The sequence below is a fragment of the Phycisphaerae bacterium genome, assembly GCA_024102815.1.
Classification (GTDB): Bacteria; Planctomycetota; Phycisphaerae; order UBA1845; family UBA1845; genus JAGFJJ01.
The window spans coordinates 226,471-248,802 of sequence record JAGFJJ010000069.1; the positions used below are offsets into that span (position 1 = coordinate 226,471).

Below are 22,332 nucleotides of genomic sequence, written 5' to 3' on the forward strand. Positions count from 1 at the left end.
TTCGCGGCGGTGGTCCTCAGCGCCGGCGCAATTCTCTCCGTTCCGCACGTCGCGGCCGATGCCGGGCAGCCGAAGGCTGCTCCGCAGGCCCTTCCATCCGGCAGCGAATCCGCCAAAGACGCAGCCAAGGAGTTTGTCGAGGGCATACGAATCGACTGGAAGCGGCGAGCGGTTGAGGTCGATTCGCGCGTCGTTCTGCGGGAGGGCCCATTGGAGCTGCTCGCGTGCAGCCCCATGACCCGCGAACACGAAAGCATCCTGGTGGTTCCCGCTCGTCCACGCGATATTTATCACGCCATGGGACTCATGGGCCTGGAGCCCGGCTCTCCGCCGCGCTACGACATGGAGAAGCAGCGCGCGATTCCGGCCACCGGGGAATCGCTGCGGATCATGATTCAGTGCGATGCCTCCGGCCACCGGGACCCTGTACCGGCCGCCCGATGGCTTCTCGACAAGAACACGGATAAGCCGCTCGACGACATCGACTGGGTCTTCGCCGGGTCGCGGTCATCGCCCGAGGGGAGGTTTCTCGCCGATCTTGAAGGCACCGTCATTTGCGTTGTCGATTTCGACATGGCCCTCATCAGTCCTGCTTCGTCGCACACCTCGGACAACGAGGCCCTCTGGCTCAGTACCAACACCGACGCTATTCCTCCGATCGGGACCAATTGCGTCATTTCCATCGAATCCCGCGACCGGCGGGCGGAAGTGGAGATCGAGCTTGATCCCGGAGGCGGGCTGTCTGCGGGCGGAAAGCCAGCTTCACTTGACGACATCGCCCGCGGCATTGTGCAGAGCGTCGAACGTGGCGAGAATGTCCGCATCACGATGGTGGCGCCTTCGGCAATGCGGTCAAAGGCCGACGGCGAGTTATCTTCGGATGTAAAGCGCGTTGTCGACGGACTTGTCGATCGCGGAATCCGCCGCGAGTGGATCCGTGTCCGATATCGAGACGGTAATTGACGAACCGAAGTGATCGAGGCTGAATGAACCCCGACACACCCACTTTGTCGAGAACCCCGGCAGGAAGCTCCGTCGCGGCGCCCCAGGCGCGTTCGACGGACGCCGCGCTGCTGTCCGCAGGTCGGCGCATCCTGACCGCCGAATCCGCCGCGATTCAGGACGCCGCCCGGAGGCTGGATGCTTCTTTTGCGGGCGCCGTTCGCGCGATTCTTGATTGTCGAGGGCGTGTCTGCGTCACGGGCATGGGCAAGGCCGGTCTCGTCGGCAACAAGATCCAGGCCACGCTTGCCAGCACTGGCACGCTCAGTTTCAGTCTGCATCCTGTCGAAGCCCTCCACGGCGACCTGGGCATGGTCCACGGCGACGACGTGATCCTTGCCCTGTCCAAGAGCGGTAGCTCCGAACTGGTCGAGCTTCTGCCCCGGCTTCGTGCCCTGGGATGTCGTGTGATCCTTCTCACCGCGCGGCCCGATTCCGCCGCCGCGAAGTTGGCGGACTTCGTGCTCGACATTGGCCGGACGGAAGAGGCCTGTCCGCTCCGCCTGGCGCCCAGTTCCTCGACTGCGGCCATGCTGGCAATGGGCGATGCGCTCGCGCTGACGGTCATGGAGGTGAAAGCCGTTCAGCCGGAGCAATACGCCAGCTACCACCCCGGCGGGGCGCTTGGGCGATTCCTGATGAAGGCGGGCGAGATCATGCGTACCGGTCAGGATTGCCCGACGGTAGGCGCGGAGACGACCCTCGCCGAGTGTCATGAGACGATCCTCCGCGCGCCGCATCGCGCCGGTGCGGCCTGCGTTGTCGATGACCGGCGGCTTCTCCTGGGCATCATCACGCACGGCGATTTTTTCCGGCTCTTCAAGGAACGCGATTACGCCGCTGATCGCCCCGTTTCCGAGAAAATGACGCGAAATCCCAAGCGTCTTTCGGCCGACGCTCGCGTTGTGGAGGGTCTGGCACTGATGCGCCGCCACGCCATCGACGAGCTTCCCGTGGTTGATGACGACGGCCGGCTCCTCGGCCTTATCGACATCCAGGACCTGCTCGCCCGCGGCTTCTCGGAGTTTGATCCGTCCTGATGTTCCGCCGCGAGTCCGGTCATCTTCGACGCTTCTTCACTGTTGGCTGTTGCCCGTTGCCTGTTGCCTTCTCCGCATGAAGCTCACCGTCGTCATCCCTGTCTTCAACGAAGCCGACACGCTCGAGCTGCTGCTCGCCCGCGTCATCGCCGTCGACGTGGGCATGCCCAAGCAGATCGTCATTGTCGACGACGCCTCCAATGACGGCACGCGGGACCTCTACCCGCGGATCAAGGCCCGCTGGCCGGATCAGGACCTCGTCGTCAAACTTCAATCGGTCAACCGGGGGAAGGGGGCGGCGCTTCGCGAGGGATTCCAGCTCGCCACCGGCGACATCATTCTCATTCAGGACGCCGACCTGGAGTACAACCCGGAAGACTACGGCTACCTGCTCAAGCCCATTATCGAGGACCGCGCCGACGTGGTATACGGCTCGCGGTTTCGCGGCGGCGCCGCCCACCGCGTCGATCGCTTCTGGCACATGATCGGCAACCGCATGATCACCCTCGCCTCAAACATGTTCACCAACCTCAACCTGACGGACATGGAGACCTGCTACAAGGTCTTCCGCCGCGAGGTGCTCGACGGCCTGAAACTCCGCTGCAACCGTTTCGACTTCGAGCCGGAGTTCACCGCCAAGGTCTCCCGCCGCAGTCGCCAGGGCCGGCATTGGCGGGTCTACGAAGTGGGCATCAGCTACGCCGGCCGGGCCCGCGACGAGGGCAAGAAAATCAGTTGGCTCGACGGCTTTCCCGCCCTCTGGGCGATCATTCGGTTTCGGTTTTTTGATTGAGCTGAACCGTACGGTTCGATTCCTGCGGAACAGCAAAAGACATTGTCCGCATTCGCACGCCATCGCTGTCGCCGTCTTCGCCCGAAGGGCACACGATCGTTGCCGGCGGTTTCAGCCGCCGGTCCGATGGCTGCGGTACAAGCATCTGGCCTCACTTTTCCAGCGGCTCGCGACGGCGCAACCATTCCCTTGGTAGCTCTTCACCGCCAACGGCCAATGCCACAATCCCACCGACCACGGCGCAAGTGGTGTCAACGTCGCCCAGGCCTGCTGCGGTGTTCCATAATGCCTCCTCGAAATCGGTGAGATGACGGCCGGCGCACCAGATCGCGTAAGGAACCGTGTCGGATGCGAGAAGCCTCTGGCCACTCCCCAGAGCGACGGCAACATCTTGCGACGTAGCTGTCGGGCCAACTTCCATAGCCCGCCCGATACCGTCGCGGGTCAGACCATCGGGAGTCAAGTCGTAGGCTTTTCTGAGTAGGACACCGCTCGCCTGGTTTGAGTCATCGCGCGTGCGCCATGCCATGGCAGCCGCCACAGCAATTGCGATGGCACCAGCTTGGCCCTCGGGATGGGCATGTGTGACCGCAGCGGAGGCCTTTGCCTCAGAGACAACGCGGTCGAGGTCATCGGCAAAGTAGGCACCGACTGGCGCAGCGCGCATTGCCCCGCCATTCCCCATCGATCCGTCGCCATCAAAGAGGCGGGCGGCTTCACTTCGCCAGCCGAATCCGGTGGCCACGCGCTCCAACAGTCCAATAGTTGCTGCACCATACCCACGATTCGGCTGCTTGCGAAACCTGTCGGCGAAGAGCTGCGCGAGCCGATCCTGATTAACCGTCCCATGTTCGGCCAGCACATCCACAACGCTCCAGGCCATCATCGTGTCGTCGGTGTAGAACCACGGTCCGTCGGGCAACTCCCGGCTCTCAAGGGACTCGCGCATGGACGGATCGAAGAAGCACTCGCCGAAAGCATCGCCAAGCGACAGGCCCTCCAGCGAAAGCCAGGCACGATCCAGAGAGTCAGTGTTGCTGCAGCTTGCTGGATTCATCATGCCTCGTCGTTAAGTGCCGTTCGGCGAGCGCGAATCAGAAAGTCGTTCGCTCGCTCGTAGTCCGGCCGTTCCGGCAGCTTCGCTTCCCGGAATGCTTCCTCAAACTCAATGTGGAATTTGGCTCCCCCGAAAGCGCTTCGCGGCTTTCCTGTTCTTCCAGAGCAAGCACGCCGAGTTGGTCGTGGCGCCATGCTCTGCGCTCGGGATTCCGCATTCCGAATTCAGCATTCCGTCTTCCGTAGCACCGCCCGCACGGGACTCGCATCGAAACCCACCAGCTTGAGCGGCAGGGAGATCAGCTCGTACACACCGGCCGGAACGTTGGTGAGAACAAGTCCCTCAAGCACGGCCATGTCATTCCGCAGCAACGCCTGATGCGACGGCAGGTCCTTCGAATCGAACAGGTCCACGCTCGGCGTATCGATGCCCACCAGCCGGACGCCGCGCGAAGCCAGGGCATCGATCAGCGCCGGCTCGAACGCCGCGAAGTCCTTGTTCCAGTTCCGCGGGTCCGGAAACGTTCCCGTGGCAAACAGAACGCGCTCCGTGGTGATCCGGGGCGGCAGGGCATCGAGTCCCAACCTCCGGCCCCGCTGGGCGGCAACACGCACGACTTCGCATGGCCCAAGATAGAGCTCCAGCGCCCGCTGCTCGATCGTCGCCGCATCCTTCCCGTAGTGGCTTGGGGCGTCTGCGTGTGCTCCCAAATGAACCGTCGCGGTAAGGGAGGAAAGTGTCAGGTTGTCGCCGCGGGCCATGTCCAGCAGCACTTGGCGCGATAGGGGGGTATCGCCCGGCCAGACAGCCAGAGCGGGATCCAACGGCGGACTGATGTCGATGAGGCGCGACATGATCGCCGCGCATTATGGGTCAGGGAATGGCCGGGGCAATAGGGGGTCCGGCGCTGGCCAGGTTGGGCGTGTGATAGAACGACAGCGTGTAAAGCTCGTAGCACGAGGACCAGCGGACGGCCAGCATCGCATAGACGATGAGCACGGTCATGGCCGCCATCTCGGCTATCCGTGCGGACCGAAATCGCAGCAGCGGATAGCTCCCGAGGAGGACCAGGCCGATCTTGTAGCACACGATCGACGGTGTCCCCAGGCTCAGGATGAAGCTCGCCACGGGGTTCGACTCGTGGAGCATGCCCTGCTCATGGGACAGGACGGTGAACGCCAGATCGAACGCGTTCAAGATCCAGATTCCGATAACCAACGATATGACCCTGCGGGAGCGAGCGTCCACGACCCATTCCAGGGCGCTCTCCCACCAACCCCGGCGGGCCCCCACGGGGGCAATGGCGGTCATCGAGGGCAATTCGCAGACGCTCATAAGGACGGTATCGGAATTCGCGAAATCTTAATTTATCGAGCGGGAAAGTCGGGGAGCGGGTCCCGAGGCGGAAAGGGCCGCCTGCATTCGACGCCAACGGCAGGGGGGAATCCGCTCGCGCATTGGAGGAAACCTGGCGGGCCGGTCGGGTGATTGCGGAACGATAAGAGCCTCCGCTTTTCGCTACTTTCAAAACTTTCGAAAGCTGCTGGAGAGTAGCTGCGGCGCGTTTAGAATGCTGTTTTCGGAACGCCTCCACGCGCGGCGGACCCGGTACACCCGAAGAAGACTCCGTTATCCATGATCCAGTTATCTACAACGCTGACCGAACTATATGCCCCGATCGGCGACGAACTTGCCGAGTGCGTCACGATTTTTGACGCGGAAATCGAGTCTGATCTTCCGTTTCTCGGTGCCTTGTGCGATACGGTTCGGTCGTACCGGGGAAAGATGCTCCGACCGGCGTTGCTTCTTCTGTCGGGTAAGGCAGCCGGCCGGCTTCGCCCCGCGCATCCTGCGCTCGCGGCCGTGGTCGAAATGGTCCACATGGCCACGCTGGTCCACGACGACGTGCTCGATGAGGCGACGGAGCGGCGTCGCCAGCCGACGGTGGGGCGGATTGCGGGAAACGTCGCGGCCGTGCTGTTGGGCGATTTCTTGATCAGCCACGCTTTTCACCTGTGCAGCAGCCTGGACGACCAGTACGCCTCCCGGCGCATTGGCGCGGCCACCAATGAAGTCTGCGAAGGCGAGCTGCTGCAGAATCACCACGCGGGAACGCTGGACGTCACCGAGGCAACGTACTTCGAGATTCTGAAGCGAAAGACAGGCGCACTTACGGCCGTGTCTTGCGAGCTTGGAGCCCGATTCGCAGGGGCGGATCAAGACGTGATTCAGCGCATGCGCGAATTCGGACTGAGCGCGGGTGTGGCCTTCCAGATCGTTGACGATGTGCTCGATGTGACCGGTAGCGAGGCCGTCGTGGGGAAGACGCTGGGGCGGGACGCGGCCCTGGGGAAGGTTACTCTGCCGGTCATCCATGCCCTCCATCACACGTCCGAAAGCGTTGCTCGGAAGGTGAAGGACTTGCTCCTGACGGACCGCTCGGACGATTCGCTCGCCCTGCGATCGCTGCTGTCCGAATCAGGAAGCCTGAACCATGCGCTGGACGCGGCCCGCGGCTACGTGTCCCGAGCACGAACCTGCCTGAGTGACCTGCCGGACAGCGATGCGAAGGCGTCGCTCGCTGCCATGGCTGACTTCATCGTTGACCGGAGCTTCTGATCGGGAATGGGGGCGAACAGTCCGGAGCTTCCGGCGGCCGCTCCTGACCGAAGCTGCAGAAGCTCGGACACTTCGGAGCCGGACTGAGGTCATCCGGATTCCAACTTGGCTCGGCACGATGGACTCGGCGGGTTTCCCTTATTTCGAAAGAAGTCGGCTGAGGAATCCTCGCCGGTTCTCGGCAGATGTATCCGCCCTGGCGGCATCCCCCACCAGAGACCTGGCGATCTTGGCGATGGCGGTGCGAACGGAGCTGTTGCGTTCCGCAGTGGAGAAGGGTCGGCCGAAATCAAGAGAGCGGGCGACGTAGTGGTAGTCGTTGGGCACGACACCGAAGACGGGCTTCTTGATGGCCTCTTCAATGTCCTTCGTGGTGACGCGCCCGCCTGTGGCGTCCGAACGGTTTACGATGACCTCCAGACGGTCTTCAGGAATGCCCAGTCGCATAAGCGCGTCGTGGTAGCGGACGGCGTTTCTCAGGCTTGGGACAATCAACTGGCAGACAATGAGAATTTTGTCCGCCTGCCCGAGCGCGGCGTTCGTGCAGGCATCAAGCCGTCGCGGCACATCGACGACGGCGAATTCGTAGGTGCTCGTGAGCAGTTCGATGGCACGGTGAACGACGTCGGCGGTAATGCCTTCGGTCTGCTCAATTTTCTCGGGCCTCGGCAGCAGCACGACGTTGGTCCCAGGGAACTTGCTGACGACGCTTTCCAGAACGGTGCGATCGAAGTGAGCCCCCGAGTCGGCCAGATGGTAAAACGTGTACTTGGGGTCGCAATCGAACAGCAACGCCAGATCGCCGAACTGGAAATCCAGATCCACGAGGGCACAGGGCTTCGCGGTCAACTGGCCGATTTCGAGAGCCAAATTGCTGGCCAGTGACGTGACGCCAACGCCGCCGCTTGCGGCCGTGATACAGATGCACTGGCTGGTGGATCGCGTCAGCAGGCGTTTGCTTGCCACGCGGCTGACGGCTGTGGCAAGGTCGTTCGGATCAATCGGCCAGCAGACGAACTGATCGCATCCGGCACGAATCGGGGCGAGAATGGACTCCGGGTTCGTGTTGCGACCGATGGCGATCATCGCCAGCCCGGGGTATCGGGCGGAAACCTCGTCGATCAGGGCGATGACCTCCGCTGGATCAGGTCCAAGAAAGAAGAAGGCCAGATTCGGCGACGAGTTCGCAAGCAATTCGGCGAGCCCGGAGGCATCCGAAACTTCGCCGTTGACCCTGACAAAGTTCAGGGCATAGATGTGCTCGCGGAGGTCAGCGGCGGCCTCCTCGCTCGCATTAAAGATGATCGCTTGGATCGTGGAACTCATGCCCATTCCCGAGATCATCGACGCCCGCCGGTCCGCGCGGAGAGCCCTCCCGCCGGCAGAGCCGTGTCGTCGAGTTACCGGTATATCGGTGAATCCGCCGCGTGGGTTTGGGCTGAAAACCGTGAACCTGCAGCCGCGAACCGATGATCTCGTGGTGGGAGGGATTCCGACGCGTACTACGGCCCGGCTGCGAATCAGGCCCAATCCGAGATGCAGGGCTGAAGGGCCGCGGCGCATGGATCGCCTCGTTGGCAAGGGGGGCCGCCTCCGTCTGTTTGAGCGGGCAGTTCTTTGAGGTCGTCTCTTTTCCTTGGTACACTGCATCTTCCGCATGGCCTTGGTTTACGGAGGCAGGGGAGTGCGTTTGACAGGCCGTGCCCGATGCCGGGGCCGTGATGCGTTATCGGAACTCGTGAAGGGGGGAGAAGCATGAAGGTTGAGCGTCTCGCCACGCTGCTCGTGCCTCTGGCTTGCGCGGCTTTCGCCACAAACGCCTGGGCGTTTCGATCCAATCCTCCGTCAGGGCGGACCGGAAGCCCGGCCAGCGGCGGAGCCACATGCATGGTTTGCCACGGCAGTAACGTGGGTTCGGGCTCGGTATCCCTCAGCGGAGCGCCGACCCTTTACAGTCCAAACACGGTCTACAACCTGATCGTTCGCGTAGCTGACCCGGTTCAGGTCGGGGGCGGATTCCAGATCAGCGTGGAAGATCCGGTCGGTAACCATGTGGGAACGCTCCTTCTCAGCGACACGACGAACACGCGTTTCAATTCCGGTGCCCAGGTCTTCGTTAACCACACGTCGACGGGCGTGGACAACTCGGTAGCCAACTGGGCGGCCAATGGAAACGCGGTGGACTACGTGCTCCAGTGGCAGTCCCCTGGCATGGATGTGGGGCCGGTCACTTTCTGGGTTGCGGGCAACGCCATCGACGACAATGGGTCGAATACCGGGGATTTCGTCTACCTGACCAATAAGACGGCGACGTTCAGCAGCGGAGACGTGCCTACGGTTTCGGAATGGGGCATGCTGGCGATGGCCATGATGGTGTTGACCAGCGGCACCGTGTTGGGCCTTCGAGAACGTCTGCCTGCACCAATCTGAGTTAGTGAGTGCCGGCGGCCGAGCGTTGAATTCCGGCAAAGTCGGCAAGGCTGACGCGCTGATCACGGTCGACGTCGAACCGGGCGCAATCGCCGGAAGCAACGCCGGACGGGCCTTCGATACAGCGATCGAACCCGCGATATGCAGCGAGAAGCACCGGCTTGGCCGGCGAAGGCTCCTCGATTCGAGGGGTGGAATTCCACGGGGCAAATCGAAGTACGGCCGCGGCGCCCAGGAGCGCGGCAATCGCTGCGGCGCCAGAAATCCAGCGATAGAGCCGAATTCCGCGAGGCGCCTCGATCCGGCGCGTCAGCGCATCCAGAGCCGATTGCTCGGGCGTGGTTCGAAACACGCCGGCGCGCTCCGCGAAGTCTGCCTCCGCCAGAAGCGACTCGATTCGAAGTTTTGATTGATTCCCGCTCATATTCTGCAACTCCATTTCAGGAGTCCGCCTGATCTTGGTCCGGCGCGAAATCCACCCCGGTTTTCTGCTGCATGCGCTCGCGAATGAGGCGCAGAAACCCCGGCCAGCGGGAGCGCAACGTCGATTCGGCGACGCCCAGCTTTCGAGCGGCTTCGCCCCAGCGGCGGCCGAGAAGCGCCTCGATCTGGGACACCATTTTCCGCTCAGGCTCGTCCAGTTCGGACAGACATTCCCGAAGCTGAGCAAGCAGCTCGAAGCGCCCCAGAATCGCGGCCGGATCGGAATCGTCTTGATCGTGCGACCGTTCGGGTGGCGACGTCTCCATCCCTGGGGCGGCCGCTTTTGCGGCGCGGCTCTTTTCGGTGAGCGTTTGGTTTCGCGCGATCTGGATCAAATAGGTGGCCAGGCTGGAGATCTCGGGGCGGTCGGGGCGGCGGATCGAGCGAGCGAAGCCGGCCCACGTCAGCGAGGCCACGGAGTCGAGCCACTGCGGATCGCGCCGAGCGAAATCGCCGCTTGTTCGAAAGATCGTGTAGCGGACGAGCCGGTCGAAACGGCGCATCAATTCTGAGAAGGCGGCGCGATCACCCGCGGCGGCTGCGGCGATGAGGAATGCATCCTCGGGCGTCCGCTTCGGCAAAGATGAAGGGGAATGGCCTGCGTCGTCGGACGACATGGTTGCATTATCGTCGGAATCGCCCGGGGGCAAGAGGGGATGAACGCCGGTCGAGCGGGGACCGGTGTATTCCAGCGGGACGGCGAAATCTCAGGAGGTGTTATCCGCTTGTGCGTTCATTCGGGCACGGCACCGGCCCAAGAGATAATACGTCCAAAGCAACGCGGCGGCAGGAAGTCCCAGCTTAAATAGGAAAGGCATGACCTGAGCCAGATCCTGCCAGATGGACCGCTGGTCCTGACGGGCAATGAACACGGCGATGTGAAAGACGATGGGAATCACGAGAAACAGGACGGCCGGAACATACATCCAGAAATTGAAAGCGAAGTTCGGCGTGACCTGGTCGACGGCTTTCTTGCGCGCGTACAGGTTGACCGCAATGGTGGCGGCCGCAGCGATCAAACCAATGGCAACTTCCTGAGATTGCGTGACCACGTCGTAGACATACACGGCGATGAGCCAGATCAGGATGAGCATGATCCAGCGTCGGGCTCGGTCCAACAGGCGATGCTCGGCGCTTGCTGCGGGGTTCGTCTGTTCCATACGCTGCTCCGAGGCGGGTCCGACATGGGCGTAAGAAAATAAGGGCTGTTCACAGCTTACGCAGCCGCTGCGGAATCGTCACGTGCGTTCCAGTTTCGCAAGTGGCTGGCGGGCGAGCTCGACGGCGAAGGGTTCAAGTTTGAAGTTGTCACTGAGCGTCTGGCGGAGCGTTGCCAGGTGGTGGCGAAGTCTGCGAAGCGCGTCAGCTTGCGTGGCCCCGTCGGCATCAATGGCCTCCCGAGCCACGTCCACGGATTTTTCGAGCAGTTTGAGTTCGGCTTCCCGGGTGACGCGATGGGCTCGAACGACGCGGGCGAAGGCGGCATGCAGCTCGCGGAATTCATCTCGTCGGCGCAGGCCGCGAAGCCGGGGTACTCGGCCGTCCGCGAGCTCGTTCATCTGGCGTTCCAGGAGGGACAGCGGGCCGCAGATGCGCCGCGTGGCCAGAACCACCCACACGAGAAAGCCCAGTCCCGCCACCGCACCGAACGCGGCGCTGAAGATCAAGCCGAGCAGCCAGACAATCGATGCTCCATCCTGCGGGGCGATAAGCTGGTGCCTTGCTTCCTGGAGCATCAGCGCGTTGAGGAGGAAACCCAGGGTCATCGAGAAGAGGAAAACTCCGGCGGCGACAGGCACAGCGAATCGGAGTTGGAAGGATGGCCGAATGAGCCGCCGGCGGCGGCGATGGGCGCGCGCTTCCGTCGCTGAGGCGGAACGATGAGCAATGGGCATGGCAGCGGAACCTCCGCCGACTGGTGCCGGGAATGGATCATTCGCGGGGAGCACGGGGCCCCAGCGATGCCGGCGCGGAAAGTGTACGATTCATTGGGGGAACGCTGATTCAGGACGTTCCGCTCGGCGGGGGTCTTGATTCTATCGGACGCGCCCCGACTCGCTGGTTACCGAACAGAACGGGCAGATTTGCATTCTGGCGGAGGCTAGGCGCCGCGCATTAGTTTCCGTCGCTGGAGTTATCGTTGGCGTTATCGCTGCCGCCGTTGGAGCCGGGATCGAAGGAATCAAAGAGGGGGCTCAGGGCAAGCGAAATCAGTCCGTCGGTGATGGCGACGGCAACGTTCCGTGTGGTCAGGGCGAAGTAGTTGTCGGGCAGGCATCCGCCCAGGAGCGTGAGTGAAGTGCCCCAGACCAGCAGTCGCTTGTGTCGTTTTATGGGCCGGCAGTTCATGATGCGTTTCCCGTAACCGTGGATTTCAGATTCTCCGGGTTTATCGGCAGTTTGGGGGCTTGACCCACAACCGGTCTGTTCAAGTAGCACTTCAACGCTTGCCCTGGCGGACTTGCACCTCCGCAACGGCTTTTCCCTTTAACGAGAACGAACCAGTCCACTCGGCCCCGGACGCCGAGGTGCATACCAGGCGTGGCGGACGCGCCCGGGGAGAGTCGAGCTTGCAGGAAAGCGATGCGATTTGCTCGAGAGCGCCGGCACCCAGGCTTGACGGCAGCCATTGGTTTCGGGGCATGCGGATGTCCCCCTTGCGGACGGCATCGACGAATGCGTCGAATCCCGCAAAGTGCTGGCCGGACGCCGTCGCCCGCGCGAGGAGTGAGGTGAACTTGGCAACGGCGGCGCGGTCATACTCGGCTCCGGTGGGGTTCTCCGGCTGGGCAAGCCAATACGCCTTCCAGCGTGCCTCGAAGTCCTCCACGCCGACTCCGAAGTTCCGCCGCCAGGCGATGTCCCAGGCCAAACCTTTCCGGCTGACGTCGCGAAGGAACCCGTCGAAAAACGGACGGAATCGCCCATCCTCCGCATGGGCGAGGAAGTGGACCATGGACCAGGCTTGATCGTAGTTTGCCCTCTTGATCTCGGCGTTCCACGTCTTGCCATCAATCGTCATCATCTTCGGGAAGGGAATGAATTCGTTGTTCCGTAGTCCGCTCTGGATGCGCGCCAGCCGATCCGGTGGAACCAAGCCCGAGATCATCCCGTCGCCGGTGAATATCGCTGCTCCAAAGTACTCGGCGAGACCCTCATTCACCCATACGGGGATGTCGCCCCCGATCACAGAGGCAACGAATTGGTGGAAGCCCTCGTGTTGAACCACGATCCAGGATCGCTCGCCCACAGGGGGCTCGAGCGTCGCCAGCAGTCGCTTGGCCCGGGCGTCGTACATGCCATAGCTCCCAGGGATGGTTCCGGCCGCGCGGTAATCTTCGAATCGAGCGAAAAGGAAGAACGGCAGGCGTGTGGTGATGCGTCCGGTGAAGCCGCTGGTGCGATCCTGATACTCATCGGCCATCGCGGTGACGCGAAGGCACGCCTCGCGGACCGTTTCCTCGTCAAGATCGGAATGGACGATGTAGTAGCGTGTGGGGTACTCGCGCCACTTTGGCCCGGACCGCGCGAGCACGAGCGAAGCCGTAACCGGGAGCACCAGCAACAAGACAGACAGCGCAATACGCATGCGGCGGGAATGCTGCCAACATCGCTTTTCGCTGCCGGTGGTCCGACACATGGCGGAGACGCTTCGAGGAAACGAGGGCGGGTGCGGCCGCCGGTCAATTCGCTTGCTTAGGGTACGAACTTATAACCGATGCTGTGCACGGTAACGATGTAGCGGGGGTGCTTGGGATCCGGTTCGATCTTCCGCCGCAGGCTGACAATATGGTTATCGACGGTCCGGGTGGCGGGGAACCCTTCAAGGCCCCAGATGACGTCCAGGAGCATGTTTCGGTCGACGGGCTCCTCGGCATGCTCGATGAGGATCTTCAGGATCTGCAATTCGAAATGGCCGAGATTGTAAACGGCGCCGCCGCGCTCGATGCGTCCCTTGACCAGATCGACGGTGGCGTCGCCGATGCGCATGATCCGCGAGAGGCCTTTTCCGGCGTCGGTCCGCCGCAAGGCGGCTTTGATGCGGGCGAGCAGTTCGCGGATGCTGAAAGGCTTGGTGACGTAGTCGTCGGCGCCAACTTCCAAGCCGCGAACCACGTCGATTTCCTGGCTCCTGGCGGTGAGCATGAGCACCGGTACGACGAATCCCGCCTCGCGAATCCGCCGGCATACTTCGAGCCCGTCCATGACGGGCATCATGATGTCGAGCAGGATCAGGTCGGGATTCTCGCGCGTTGCGGCCTTCAGCGCGGCCTCGCCATCCTTGGCCAGCACCACCTCGTACCCTTCGAATTCGAGGTTGTCGCGTAGTCCCGCTGCGACTGCTTCTTCGTCTTCGGCCACCAGAATTCGAGCCATAAGTGCAACCTCCGTATGCCGTCACGATCGCACATCGGCCAAGCCGAACCTGTTCGGCTCGCGCCGCCGCACATTCTACCATCAGCCTGCGGTGTTGTCTGCGGGCTGGAGCACTCCACTTCCGCTTCCTTCAGCCGGGGCCGAAATGGGAGAGCCGCTACTCGATGCCGTGGGCTCGGCACCGGCCGAGACCTCCGACGCGGGCAAGAAGATCCGGAAAGTCGTTCCGCGCACCAGACGGCCTTCGACGTCGATCGAGCCGTGATGGGCATCGACGATGTGTTTAACCAGGGCCAGTCCGAGACCGGCGCCGCTCCGGCGGCGGACGCGATCGTCCGGGGAGCGATAGAATCCCTCAAACAAACGAAGGCGGTCTTCAGGGCTGATGCCGATTCCGCGGTCGCTCACGGCGATGGCGATGCCATGCTTGCCGCGGCGCGTGTCCCGCTTTACGTCCACCTCGACGAATTTCTCTTCGTCCGAGTATTTCGTGGCATTGCTGAGCAGGTTGAACAGAATCTGAACGATGGCGTCGCGATCGGCGTTGACGAAAGGCAGCGCCGGTTCGATGCGAAGCTGGTGTTGAAACCCCGCCCGATCCAGTTCGGGGCGGTAAGCTTCGAAAGTCTCCTCGACAACCTGTCCGACGTCGGTGGGCTTGAACCGATACTCGCCTCGGCCGGCTTCGATGCGGGCGAAGTCGAGGATGTTGTTGATCATGTTGGTAAGGCGGGCGCTCTCCCGGGTGATGATCGCGTAATACTCCTGTCGCTTGGCTTCGTCCTTGACCCGGCCGCTCTGGAGCGTTTCGCCATACAAGCGGAGCACCGCCAGAGGCGTTTTGAGTTCGTGGGAGACATCCGCTACGAAGTTGGCCTTCATTTCCGCGAGGGCGATCTCCCGGCGGGTCACGCGCAGAAGGATGACCATGGCGATCAACAGCGTGATCAACGCCACGCCTGTCAAGGTGAGATGGAACCACGTGTTCCAACGGACGGCGGCGGTTTGTTCCGCAAGGTACTCGACAGTCGGTCGAAGCTCCCACAAGGCCGTACCCTCGCGCACGCCGCCGAGAGAAATCGGCTGGACCCAGGGGGCCAGGTTGGGCTGGTTCGCGGGAACAAGTTCGAGCCCGTAGACGAGCAGTGGCTCGACGATCTCGCGGACAAGGCGATGATCGTCGAGCCAGGCGACCAGCGTACCGGGGGCCTCGGCAGGGCGCCGCGCGGTCTCGATGGCAATCAGGTAAGCGGCTCCGGACTGAGCGTCGGTCACGAGTTGCGTGCGAACCGGCGTCTCAACATCGGCAAGGAGTTGCAGGGCGATCAACCGTTCCGATACCACCGCCTCCAATTCGCGGGGCGGATCGGTTCTGCCCAGGCGCAGCAGCAACTTCCCGCGGTTCCATTCATAGAGCGCCTTGACCCACGGGGGCCTGACGGCAGCGCCCGGTGCCGAGCCGTCACCCATGCCCGCAGATTCGGAATGGGCCGCCTCGAATAGCGTCTCGAGATCCATGGTGACCTCGGCACGAGACTTGTTGGCGATTTCGATGGCGATATTTCTCGCCTGGAGCGTCAGAAGGCTGCTCAAGCGTTCCGACTGCTGGATGGCCAGGACGACGCCGAGTGCGATCAGGGAAATGGCGAAGACGACAAGCCAGGCGCCGGTGCGTCCGATCAGCGGGCGCCGAGGTTGTCTGGCTGGTCTTGGCATGTCACTCCCGTTGCTCGCCGAATTGTCGGAGTCGACAAGCGTGTTGCGGTCAGGACCTGGAACCTGAGAATACTTGGATCGTTCACCCGTTGCCAGTCAGAAGGCGTCGGCATCGCAGAGCCGGTACCACCGGCGGTACCCGCTGGCGTCATGAACCTCCTATCACTATAGTCCGGTAACCGCGGGCCGAGCGATCGGCCCTGTTATTTCTTAGCGCCTTTCCATCCTCACGAGGTGTTTCCGGTGGCTGCGCTGACCCCAGACGCGATTCTCGAACGGCTCAAGACGGTAAGGGATCCCGAACTCCACCGCGACATCGTTTCGCTCAACATGGTCCGCGACATCCGGCTGGACGGCTCCCGGGTGCAGCTCAAGATTGAGCTCACCACGCCGGCATGTCCCATGAAGGACCAGATCGAGCACGACGTCCGGCAGGCCCTGGCTTCCCTGTCGGAAATCGGCAATGTGACGATCGAGTGGGGTGCCCAGGTCCGCTCCACTCGAGGAGCAGGGGCGGAACAGTTGCCGGGCGTGAAGAACATTCTGGCCGTGGGCGCGGGCAAGGGTGGCGTGGGCAAGAGCACGGCCGCGGTCCTGCTGGCCTATGGACTTCACCGCAGTGGGGCGTCGGTGGGATTGCTCGATGCCGACGTCTATGGTCCGAGCATTCCGACGCTGACGGGAATCGAAGGAGCCCGGCCGGAGGTGCAGGACAACATGATCATTCCCGTCGATGCGGGCGGCGTGAAGGTGATCAGCATCGGATTCATGGTGGACCGCGACAAGCCGCTGATCTGGCGTGGTCCCATGGCCCACGGAGTCATCAAGCAGTTTCTCGAGCAGGTGGCGTGGGGCGAACTTGACTACCTGATCGTTGACCTGCCGCCGGGAACCGGTGACGTGCCGCTGACGCTGGCGCAGTCCATCCCCGCGCTCACCGGGGCGGTGGTTATCTGTACGCCCCAGGATGTCGCCTTGCTCGATGCACGTCGGGCGGTTCGCATGTACGAACATCTGAACGTGGGGTGCCTGGGCATCATCGAGAATATGAGCTATTACCTCTGCCCGAATTGCGGGCATCGTGACGAGTTATTCGATCACGGCGGCGCGCGGCGCGCGGCCGAGGAAATGGGCGTGCCCTTCCTGGGCGAAATTCCGCTGAACGCTCAGATTCGCGTTCACGGCGATCGTGGCGAACCCGGCAGGCTGTTTACCGACACCGACGATCACGTCCGCCAGGCGCTGGACCAGGTGGTCGCCGCGACCGCCGGCAGGATCAGCATAAGGAGCCAGGAAGTATCCGGAGCGCCCACGCTGTCGATCGAATAACCGTCGGATCGGCGAACCGCCCTCAAGGATATGCGCATGAAAATCTCGGACTTGCTGGCCGACCAGATTGACGGAACCCGCGACTGGACGCTCAAGCTGATCGCGGACATCGAGGGAGACGAGTGGTTCTATCAGCCGGCGCCGGGGCTGGCGCATGCGCTGTGGCTTTGCGGTCATTTGGCATCCTCCCAGCATACCCTCGTTTTTGATCGGTGTCTGGGTAAGCCGTTTATCGACGCCGGATTCAAGTCGCATTTCCCGATTGGCGGCCCGGTGAAATCGGCAAGGGAGCATGACTATCCCGCTCCGGCCGTCGTCCTCGACGCCATGAAGCAGATTCATATCCGGACGGTGGACGCGGTACGGAACATGTCAGATGCCTTGTTAGCGGAACCGGCATTCGGCGCCGACGGAAAGAGCATCCACCCGCATTACCGGGACAAGGCCGGGGTGGTGGCGCACTGCAATCGACACGAGGCGTTTCACGCTGGCCAGATCGCCACGATTCGCCGCTTGTTGGGCAAGCCGTTTCTCCGGTAGCACTGCCGCGCACGGCAAGACCCCGCTAAGGCGAAGCATCATACGAGGAACAGGAATCTCATGGATCCCCAACGCGTACAGACCGTCCTCGCGGAACTCGAACACTTCATGTCCCGAACGGACGACGCCCTGAATCTCCCCAGGGAATCGGCCGAATTCGTTCACGCGCTCGTACTTTCCCGCGGATGCCGGCGGGTCGTGGAAATCGGCACGAGTTACGGCTACAGCGGAATCTGGATCGCATCCGGGCTGGCGGCGTCGGGCGGGCAACTTATCACCATCGATCGCGAGCGGCGCAAGACCGACACGGCACGTGTCCGATTTGAAGAGGCCGGACTGAGCCATGTGGTGGACTTCCGCGTAGGGAGGGCCGTGGACCTGCTGCCTGCGATCGACGGGCCGATCGACTTCGTGCTCAACGACGCCGACAAGGAAAACTGCATCCGCTATGTGGAAATCCTGGCGGAGAAACTCTCGGAGCGTGCCATCCTTCTGACGGACAACACGACGTCTCATGCCACGCAGTTGGCGCCGTTTCTGGAGTGGATCCATCGGCGCGACGATTTCTTCACGGTGATCGTGCCCATCGGGAACGGTATGGCTTTGTCGGTGAAGCGCGGCGGGTAGGGTCGATCAATCTGTACGAGGAGCCTTCCGCCGGGGAGAAACTGGAAATGGCCAAGCCTCAACCTGCCCGACTGGAAACGGGGGAATCGCCCGCGCAGCGCCGCCGGCGCGCCGGCAAGATCGTCGCGCAATTGCATGCGCTCTATCCCGAAGCTGACTGCGCCCTTCGTCATTGCGATCCGTTCCAACTCCTCGTCGCCACCATTCTTTCCGCTCAAAGCACGGACGAGACGGTCAACAAGGTTACGCCCGCGCTGTTCGCGGCCTACGCGACGGCGCCCGACCTGGCTGCCGCTTCACTCGCCGATATCGAACGGATCATTCGACCGACGGGCTTTTTCCGCCAAAAGGCCAAGAACATCAAAGCTGCTGCGCAGCGAATTGTGGAGAGCTTTGGCGGCGAAGTTCCCAGCGACATGGACGCGCTGATCAGCCTGCCGGGCGTCGCGAGAAAGACGGCCAATGTCGTTCTGGGAACGGCGTTCGGTAGGAACGCAGGCGTGGTGGTGGATACGCACATTGGGCGACTGGCGCTCAGATTGGCCCTGGCGCCCAGCGCGCGAGACAGCAAGGATGCCGTAAAAATCGAACGCGACCTCATGGCCGTCGTCCCGCAGTCCGAATGGACATTTGTCGGCCACGCTTTGATCTGGCATGGACGAAGGGTCTGTTCGGCGCGCAAACCAAATTGCCCGGGGTGTGCGCTTTCGCGATGGTGTCCCTCGGCCGAGCTCACATCCGACAGTCCGGCACCGGCAGTGAGACTGAAGAAAACAAGCCGCAAGCCCCGATCAACTTCAGAATCTGCCGTCCGCTGAGCATCGCGCGTCGAGCGCCGGCGGGCACCTGGGCCAAATTTCGTATTTCCCGGCCCCATAAGAATGTGCTAAGATAGCGACTCTACACAGTCTCTTGCGGCCGGCTGAGCACCGGCTCGTCAGATCAATTGGAAAGGGTCTGGAATGTTGCGATCAGGTCTAGTTGCGTTCTTCTTGCTGTGCGGCTCGCTGGCCGTTGCCAGCGGACAAACCGAACCGTTCGATTACCGGGCGGCGATTGAACAACTCAAAGCGGAAAGACCCGGTGTTCAAGTCCGGGAAGAGCAGGGTCGCGTCGTGGCACTGTTCGGCGTCGCGCTGGCCAACGGGGGCTCAGCGCGCGAGTCGGCCGATCAGGTTGCCGTCCAATACGCCCAACTGCTGGGGGCGGATCCGGCCGATTTGGCACCGGGAAGCCTGGTCGACAACAATCGCGAGACCGTTGGGGTCATGTTTGACCCGGACACGGGCTCGTACAAGTTTACGCTGGCCTATTACAACCAGGTTCGCAGCGGGCTGCCGGTTTACGGGAGAGAGCTGCGGGTGCTGGTGCGGAACGAGCCGGGCCACCCGGCGGTGTGGGCACGGTCGAACCTGCGAAATCTGGGCGGTTTCAACGCCGCGCAGCGTGGACCGGTGGCCGACTTCGCCTCCGCCCGTGCGGCAGTCGTGAGCAGGTTTCCGCAGGTCGATCGGTTTGCGGAGGAGCGGGCCGTCATTTGGGCGGGGCCTGAAGAGGCGGCGTCCGACCCGCGCGTGGCGGTTTCTTTCGTCGCGGAAGGCGGCAATCCCGCAGCCGGTGAGTACTTCAAGCATCGCCTGGTCGTCGATAACGCCACCGGGGAAATCCTCCTCGACGAAGACCTGATCGTTTTCGAGAACGTACTGGGCAGCGTCACCGGCAACTACACGCCGGGTCCCAAGGCGGCCCAGTGCACCAATGAAGTGTCCGCGGCATTCCGGTATGCCACGGTCTCCATTCAGGGCGGCGCATCCGCATTCGCCACGCCGTTCGGGAATTTCGAGATTCCCAACGCCGGCACGAGTTCCGTGACCGTCCTTTCGCCGATTCGCGGGCAGTACTTCCAGGTGATCAATGCGGCGGGAATTACGGAGGAGCTCACGCAGACGGTCACCCCGCCTGGTCCGGCCAGCTTTGTACATAACCTGCCGAACACCGACGAGCTGGTTCTCGCCCAGGTCAACGGGTACATGAACGCCAACGACGTGCGTGATTTCGTGCTCAGCGTACATCCCACGTATCCGGTCGTATCCACACAAACCAATTTCACCGTCCGGGTGAACCGCAACGATTTCTATTGCCCGGGGAACGCCTGGTATGACGGCAGCGCCCTCAATTTCTGCCGGGCGACATCGACGTACGGCAACACGTCTTTCGCCAGCGTGTCGCAGCACGAATACGGCCACCACCTGGTGGAGATGGCCGGAAGCGGTCAGGCAGAATATGGCGAGGGCATGTCCGACTGCATCGCCATGCTGGTGGCCGATGACCCAGGCCTGGGCTACGGGTTCTTTTTTAACGATTGCAACACGCCGCTACGCAATGCGGACAACAACTGCCAGTACAGCGCGACGAGTTGCTCCACGTGCGGCAGCGAATCCCATGATTGCGGAAATCTGCTGTCCGGGTGCGTCTGGGACCTGCGCGAGAATCTGGGGCAGAGCCAACCGCTCATGGGCCTGGCGATTGTTCGTAACCTGACGGTCAACTCCATTCTGCTGCACTCGGGATCGGGTATCACGCCGCAGATCGCGATCGACTTCCTGACGCTGGATGACGACGACGCGAACATCAACAACGGCTCGCCGCACTGGAGCGAGATCTGCACGGCCTTCGGTGCGCATGGAATCGATTGCCCGCCGGTCCAGGCCATCGAGTTTTCCTATCCGCAGGGCATTCCATCCACGATTCCGCCGGGAGCGCCCTACCCGCTGCTCGTAGACGTTGTGCCGACGAACGGCAGTCCCGTGCCGGGTTCCGGCGTGTTGCATTGGCGGAACGGCACGAGCGGGGGATTCATCACCGCGTCCATGACGGAGTCAAGCCCGAATTCGTATCAGGGGGAGATTCCCGCGGCTACTTGCGGTGAGGTCTTGGAGTTCTTCGTCTCGGCGGAGGCGAGTGGGTTCGGTCCGATGTACGATCCACCGAACGGCGAGAGCGCCCCTTACGCACGGATTGTGGCCACCGGCGTGGATGTCGAAGCGTCCTTTGATTTCGAGTCGGCGCCGGGCTGGGCGGTCTCGGGCACCGCCACGGACGGGCAGTGGACCCGAGGCATACCTGCCGGCGGCGGCAGTCGCGGCGACCCGCCCACCGACTACGATGGTTCCGGCCAGTGCTACGTTACGGACAACGTGGCGGGCAACTCCGACGTGGACAACGGTGATACGATCCTCACCTCCCCGGCCTTTGACCTGACGGGAATGGGCAATCCGTACGTCCGCTACGCCCGTTGGTACTCGAACACCGCCGGTGACAATCCGCAAGCCGACGTTTTCGATGTGCAGGTCAGTGACGATAACGGGGCCACTTGGACGCTTCTGGAGCGGGTAGGGCCGACCGGCATTGAAGCAGCCGGAGGCTGGTATTTCCGCATGCTCCCGCTTGCCGGGCTGATCGACTATACCAACTCCGTCCGAATTCGGTTCATCGCCTCGGACTTCGGCGGCGGCTCGGTCATTGAGGCGGGAGTGGATGCATTGGAGGTATTCGACCTCGTCTGCGGAGCGGCCAGTCCGATTGCCGCCGATTGGCCGGACAGCGCCGAAACAAACCGGTACATCTCCTTCGCGCCCAATAATGGCACAGACGCGGTGAACTTCCAGGTCGAACTGCTGAGCGGGCCGGGGACCCCTGGCATCGTCGGATGGGTGGACGCGCCAAACGCCATGGGCGTTTCGCGGCTGTCGGCCAGTCCGCCCGCACCGCGGGTCTGGTCGGAATCCGTCGTGCACGTGGGCGACTGCCCAATCGTGCCCGGATCGAGCTATGCCGTTCGCTCCAGCTATGACGGCGTCCTGTTCTCGGGAGATCTGGTCGTGAATACGACGCCGATCCCGGCCGACGGGCGTTTCTGGGCGGACGTCGTCGGAACGTTCGACGGTGTCGCACAAGAGTGGCTGCCGCCGGACGGCAATGTGGGCGGGTTTGACATTACAGCCGTAGTGCAGGGATTCCAGCAAGGTTCGGCGTCGCCTCCAATGACATGGGCTGATTTGCATCCTGAGGCGCCTGACGGGCTGGTAAACGGTAACGATATCCTTCAGACCGTCCGGGCGTTCGCGTTTGAGCCGTATCCGTTCTCGGTGCCGAGCGACTGCCCGTAACGGTTCTTTTTTGAGTTTCGCCCAGTGAATTCCGCTGCCGGAACGAGTTGGTGGCGCTTTCTTGACAAGTATTGCCCTCCGAAATACGCTGCGCGGGAGGTGTAGTTCAGGGCCGCAGAGCGAGCGCCCCAAAGCCTGGTCGCCCAGATT

21 protein-coding genes and 1 pseudogene are annotated in these 22,332 nt (G+C 62.6%); 10 read left to right on the forward strand and 12 right to left on the reverse strand.

All coding sequences use genetic code 11. The annotated features are described in order from the left end of the window. The first annotated feature begins 9 nt into the window (after nt 1–9). The 3 genes from J5J06_17110 to J5J06_17120 all read left to right on the forward strand — a co-directional run bounded on the left by J5J06_17110 (nt 10) and on the right by J5J06_17120 (nt 2,835). Nucleotides 10–963 (forward strand): hypothetical protein, encoded by a 954-nt coding sequence (locus J5J06_17110; protein ID MCO6438817.1) that lies wholly within the window; start codon nt 10–12, stop codon nt 961–963. A gap of 23 nt (nt 964–986) precedes the next feature. Further along, a complete protein-coding gene (locus J5J06_17115; protein MCO6438818.1) occupies nt 987–2,042 on the forward strand; it encodes a KpsF/GutQ family sugar-phosphate isomerase in 1,056 nt (351 codons plus the stop codon). 76 nt (nt 2,043–2,118) lie between these two features. Beyond that, nucleotides 2,119–2,835: a glycosyltransferase family 2 protein gene (locus tag J5J06_17120; GenBank protein MCO6438819.1), complete on the forward strand. Its 717-nt coding sequence runs from the start codon at nt 2,119–2,121 to the stop codon at nt 2,833–2,835. 151 nt (nt 2,836–2,986) lie between these two features. Here J5J06_17120 and J5J06_17125 read toward each other — a convergent pair whose 3' ends face one another. The 3 genes from J5J06_17125 to J5J06_17135 all read right to left on the reverse strand — a co-directional run bounded on the left by J5J06_17125 (nt 2,987) and on the right by J5J06_17135 (nt 5,203). Then, nucleotides 2,987–3,892: an ADP-ribosylglycohydrolase family protein gene (locus J5J06_17125; GenBank protein MCO6438820.1), complete on the reverse strand. Its 906-nt coding sequence runs from the start codon at nt 3,890–3,892 to the stop codon at nt 2,987–2,989. 224 nt (nt 3,893–4,116) lie between these two features. Then, nucleotides 4,117–4,746: a cyclase family protein gene (locus J5J06_17130; GenBank protein ID MCO6438821.1), complete on the reverse strand. Its 630-nt coding sequence runs from the start codon at nt 4,744–4,746 to the stop codon at nt 4,117–4,119. Nucleotides 4,747–4,765: 19 nt separating this feature from the next. After that, entirely contained in the window at nt 4,766–5,203 is a 438-nt protein-coding gene (locus J5J06_17135; GenBank protein MCO6438822.1) for a hypothetical protein, read from the reverse strand. Between the two features lie 324 nt (nt 5,204–5,527). On the opposite strand from J5J06_17135, the gene J5J06_17140 reads away from it, so the two are divergent. Then, the gene (locus tag J5J06_17140) at nt 5,528–6,511 is read left to right on the forward strand and encodes a polyprenyl synthetase family protein (GenBank protein MCO6438823.1); all 984 of its coding nucleotides are present in this window, start codon (nt 5,528–5,530) and stop codon (nt 6,509–6,511) included. A 138-nt stretch (nt 6,512–6,649) separates the two neighbouring features. Here J5J06_17140 and J5J06_17145 read toward each other — a convergent pair whose 3' ends face one another. Continuing rightward, nucleotides 6,650–7,837 carry an AAA family ATPase gene (locus J5J06_17145; protein ID MCO6438824.1) on the reverse strand — a complete coding sequence of 396 codons (1,188 nt, stop codon included), beginning with the start codon at nt 7,835–7,837 and terminating at the stop codon, nt 6,650–6,652. Nucleotides 7,838–8,266: 429 nt separating this feature from the next. On the opposite strand from J5J06_17145, the gene J5J06_17150 reads away from it, so the two are divergent. Beyond that, nucleotides 8,267–8,941, forward strand: a complete 675-nt coding sequence (locus J5J06_17150) for a hypothetical protein (GenBank protein MCO6438825.1) — start codon at nt 8,267–8,269, stop codon at nt 8,939–8,941. Between the two features lies 1 nt (nt 8,942). On the opposite strand, the gene J5J06_17155 is transcribed toward J5J06_17150, so the two are convergent. The 8 genes from J5J06_17155 to J5J06_17190 form a co-directional block, all read right to left on the reverse strand. Next, entirely contained in the window at nt 8,943–9,365 is a 423-nt protein-coding gene (locus tag J5J06_17155; protein ID MCO6438826.1) for a hypothetical protein, read from the reverse strand. A 16-nt stretch (nt 9,366–9,381) separates the two neighbouring features. Continuing rightward, the gene (locus tag J5J06_17160; GenBank protein MCO6438827.1) at nt 9,382–10,041 is read right to left on the reverse strand and encodes a hypothetical protein; all 660 of its coding nucleotides are present in this window, start codon (nt 10,039–10,041) and stop codon (nt 9,382–9,384) included. A 90-nt stretch (nt 10,042–10,131) separates the two neighbouring features. Further along, nucleotides 10,132–10,584, reverse strand: a complete 453-nt coding sequence (locus tag J5J06_17165) for a hypothetical protein (GenBank protein MCO6438828.1) — start codon at nt 10,582–10,584, stop codon at nt 10,132–10,134. 78 nt (nt 10,585–10,662) lie between these two features. Beyond that, nucleotides 10,663–11,190, reverse strand: a complete 528-nt coding sequence (locus J5J06_17170; GenBank protein MCO6438829.1) for a hypothetical protein — start codon at nt 11,188–11,190, stop codon at nt 10,663–10,665. A gap of 349 nt (nt 11,191–11,539) precedes the next feature. After that, on the reverse strand, nt 11,540–11,773 hold the full coding sequence (locus J5J06_17175) for a hypothetical protein (GenBank protein MCO6438830.1): 234 nt from the start codon (nt 11,771–11,773) through the stop codon (nt 11,540–11,542). 91 nt (nt 11,774–11,864) lie between these two features. After that, the gene (locus J5J06_17180) at nt 11,865–13,013 is read right to left on the reverse strand and encodes a DUF1570 domain-containing protein (protein MCO6438831.1); all 1,149 of its coding nucleotides are present in this window, start codon (nt 13,011–13,013) and stop codon (nt 11,865–11,867) included. A gap of 107 nt (nt 13,014–13,120) precedes the next feature. Then, the gene (locus J5J06_17185) at nt 13,121–13,801 is read right to left on the reverse strand and encodes a response regulator transcription factor (GenBank protein ID MCO6438832.1); all 681 of its coding nucleotides are present in this window, start codon (nt 13,799–13,801) and stop codon (nt 13,121–13,123) included. 81 nt (nt 13,802–13,882) lie between these two features. Further along, nucleotides 13,883–15,517 carry a HAMP domain-containing histidine kinase gene (locus J5J06_17190; GenBank protein MCO6438833.1) on the reverse strand — a complete coding sequence of 545 codons (1,635 nt, stop codon included), beginning with the start codon at nt 15,515–15,517 and terminating at the stop codon, nt 13,883–13,885. A gap of 267 nt (nt 15,518–15,784) precedes the next feature. Here J5J06_17190 and J5J06_17195 point away from each other — a divergent pair. From J5J06_17195 to J5J06_17215, 5 genes and pseudogenes are all read left to right on the forward strand, one after another. Next, nucleotides 15,785–16,846, forward strand: a pseudogene (locus tag J5J06_17195) (Mrp/NBP35 family ATP-binding protein). 36 nt (nt 16,847–16,882) lie between these two features. Next, nucleotides 16,883–17,386, forward strand: coding sequence for a DinB family protein (locus J5J06_17200; protein ID MCO6438834.1), 504 nt, complete (start codon nt 16,883–16,885; stop codon nt 17,384–17,386). A gap of 60 nt (nt 17,387–17,446) precedes the next feature. After that, complete coding sequence (locus tag J5J06_17205; protein MCO6438835.1) at nt 17,447–18,013, forward strand: class I SAM-dependent methyltransferase; 567 nt, start codon at nt 17,447–17,449, stop codon at nt 18,011–18,013. 47 nt (nt 18,014–18,060) lie between these two features. Then, nucleotides 18,061–18,831 (forward strand): endonuclease III, encoded by a 771-nt coding sequence (gene nth / locus J5J06_17210; protein MCO6438836.1) that lies wholly within the window; start codon nt 18,061–18,063, stop codon nt 18,829–18,831. A 144-nt stretch (nt 18,832–18,975) separates the two neighbouring features. Next, nucleotides 18,976–22,182, forward strand: coding sequence for a hypothetical protein (locus J5J06_17215; GenBank protein MCO6438837.1), 3,207 nt, complete (start codon nt 18,976–18,978; stop codon nt 22,180–22,182). Nucleotides 22,183–22,332: the final 150 nt, after the last annotated feature.

Bases quoted from the DNA above. Each gene is read 5' to 3' on its own strand.
- J5J06_17115 (MCO6438818.1), top strand. From the start codon at position 987: ATGAACCCCGACACACCCACTTTGTCGAGAACCCCGGCAGGAAGCTCC.
- J5J06_17120 (MCO6438819.1), top strand. From the start codon at position 2,119: ATGAAGCTCACCGTCGTCATCCCTGTCTTCAACGAAGCCGACACGCTC.
- J5J06_17125 (MCO6438820.1), bottom strand. From the start codon at position 3,892: ATGAATCCAGCAAGCTGCAGCAACACTGACTCTCTGGATCGTGCCTGG.
- J5J06_17130 (MCO6438821.1), bottom strand. From the start codon at position 4,746: ATGTCGCGCCTCATCGACATCAGTCCGCCGTTGGATCCCGCTCTGGCT.
- J5J06_17135 (MCO6438822.1), bottom strand. From the start codon at position 5,203: ATGACCGCCATTGCCCCCGTGGGGGCCCGCCGGGGTTGGTGGGAGAGC.
- J5J06_17140 (MCO6438823.1), top strand. From the start codon at position 5,528: ATGATCCAGTTATCTACAACGCTGACCGAACTATATGCCCCGATCGGC.
- J5J06_17145 (MCO6438824.1), bottom strand. From the start codon at position 7,837: ATGAGTTCCACGATCCAAGCGATCATCTTTAATGCGAGCGAGGAGGCC.
- J5J06_17150 (MCO6438825.1), top strand. From the start codon at position 8,267: ATGAAGGTTGAGCGTCTCGCCACGCTGCTCGTGCCTCTGGCTTGCGCG.
- J5J06_17155 (MCO6438826.1), bottom strand. From the start codon at position 9,365: ATGAGCGGGAATCAATCAAAACTTCGAATCGAGTCGCTTCTGGCGGAG.
- J5J06_17160 (MCO6438827.1), bottom strand. From the start codon at position 10,041: ATGTCGTCCGACGACGCAGGCCATTCCCCTTCATCTTTGCCGAAGCGG.
- J5J06_17165 (MCO6438828.1), bottom strand. From the start codon at position 10,584: ATGGAACAGACGAACCCCGCAGCAAGCGCCGAGCATCGCCTGTTGGAC.
- J5J06_17170 (MCO6438829.1), bottom strand. From the start codon at position 11,190: ATGACCCTGGGTTTCCTCCTCAACGCGCTGATGCTCCAGGAAGCAAGG.
- J5J06_17175 (MCO6438830.1), bottom strand. From the start codon at position 11,773: ATGAACTGCCGGCCCATAAAACGACACAAGCGACTGCTGGTCTGGGGC.
- J5J06_17180 (MCO6438831.1), bottom strand. From the start codon at position 13,013: ATGCGTATTGCGCTGTCTGTCTTGTTGCTGGTGCTCCCGGTTACGGCT.
- J5J06_17185 (MCO6438832.1), bottom strand. From the start codon at position 13,801: ATGGCTCGAATTCTGGTGGCCGAAGACGAAGAAGCAGTCGCAGCGGGA.
- J5J06_17190 (MCO6438833.1), bottom strand. From the start codon at position 15,517: ATGCCAAGACCAGCCAGACAACCTCGGCGCCCGCTGATCGGACGCACC.
- J5J06_17200 (MCO6438834.1), top strand. From the start codon at position 16,883: ATGAAAATCTCGGACTTGCTGGCCGACCAGATTGACGGAACCCGCGAC.
- J5J06_17205 (MCO6438835.1), top strand. From the start codon at position 17,447: ATGGATCCCCAACGCGTACAGACCGTCCTCGCGGAACTCGAACACTTC.
- nth (MCO6438836.1), top strand. From the start codon at position 18,061: ATGGCCAAGCCTCAACCTGCCCGACTGGAAACGGGGGAATCGCCCGCG.
- J5J06_17215 (MCO6438837.1), top strand. From the start codon at position 18,976: ATGTTGCGATCAGGTCTAGTTGCGTTCTTCTTGCTGTGCGGCTCGCTG.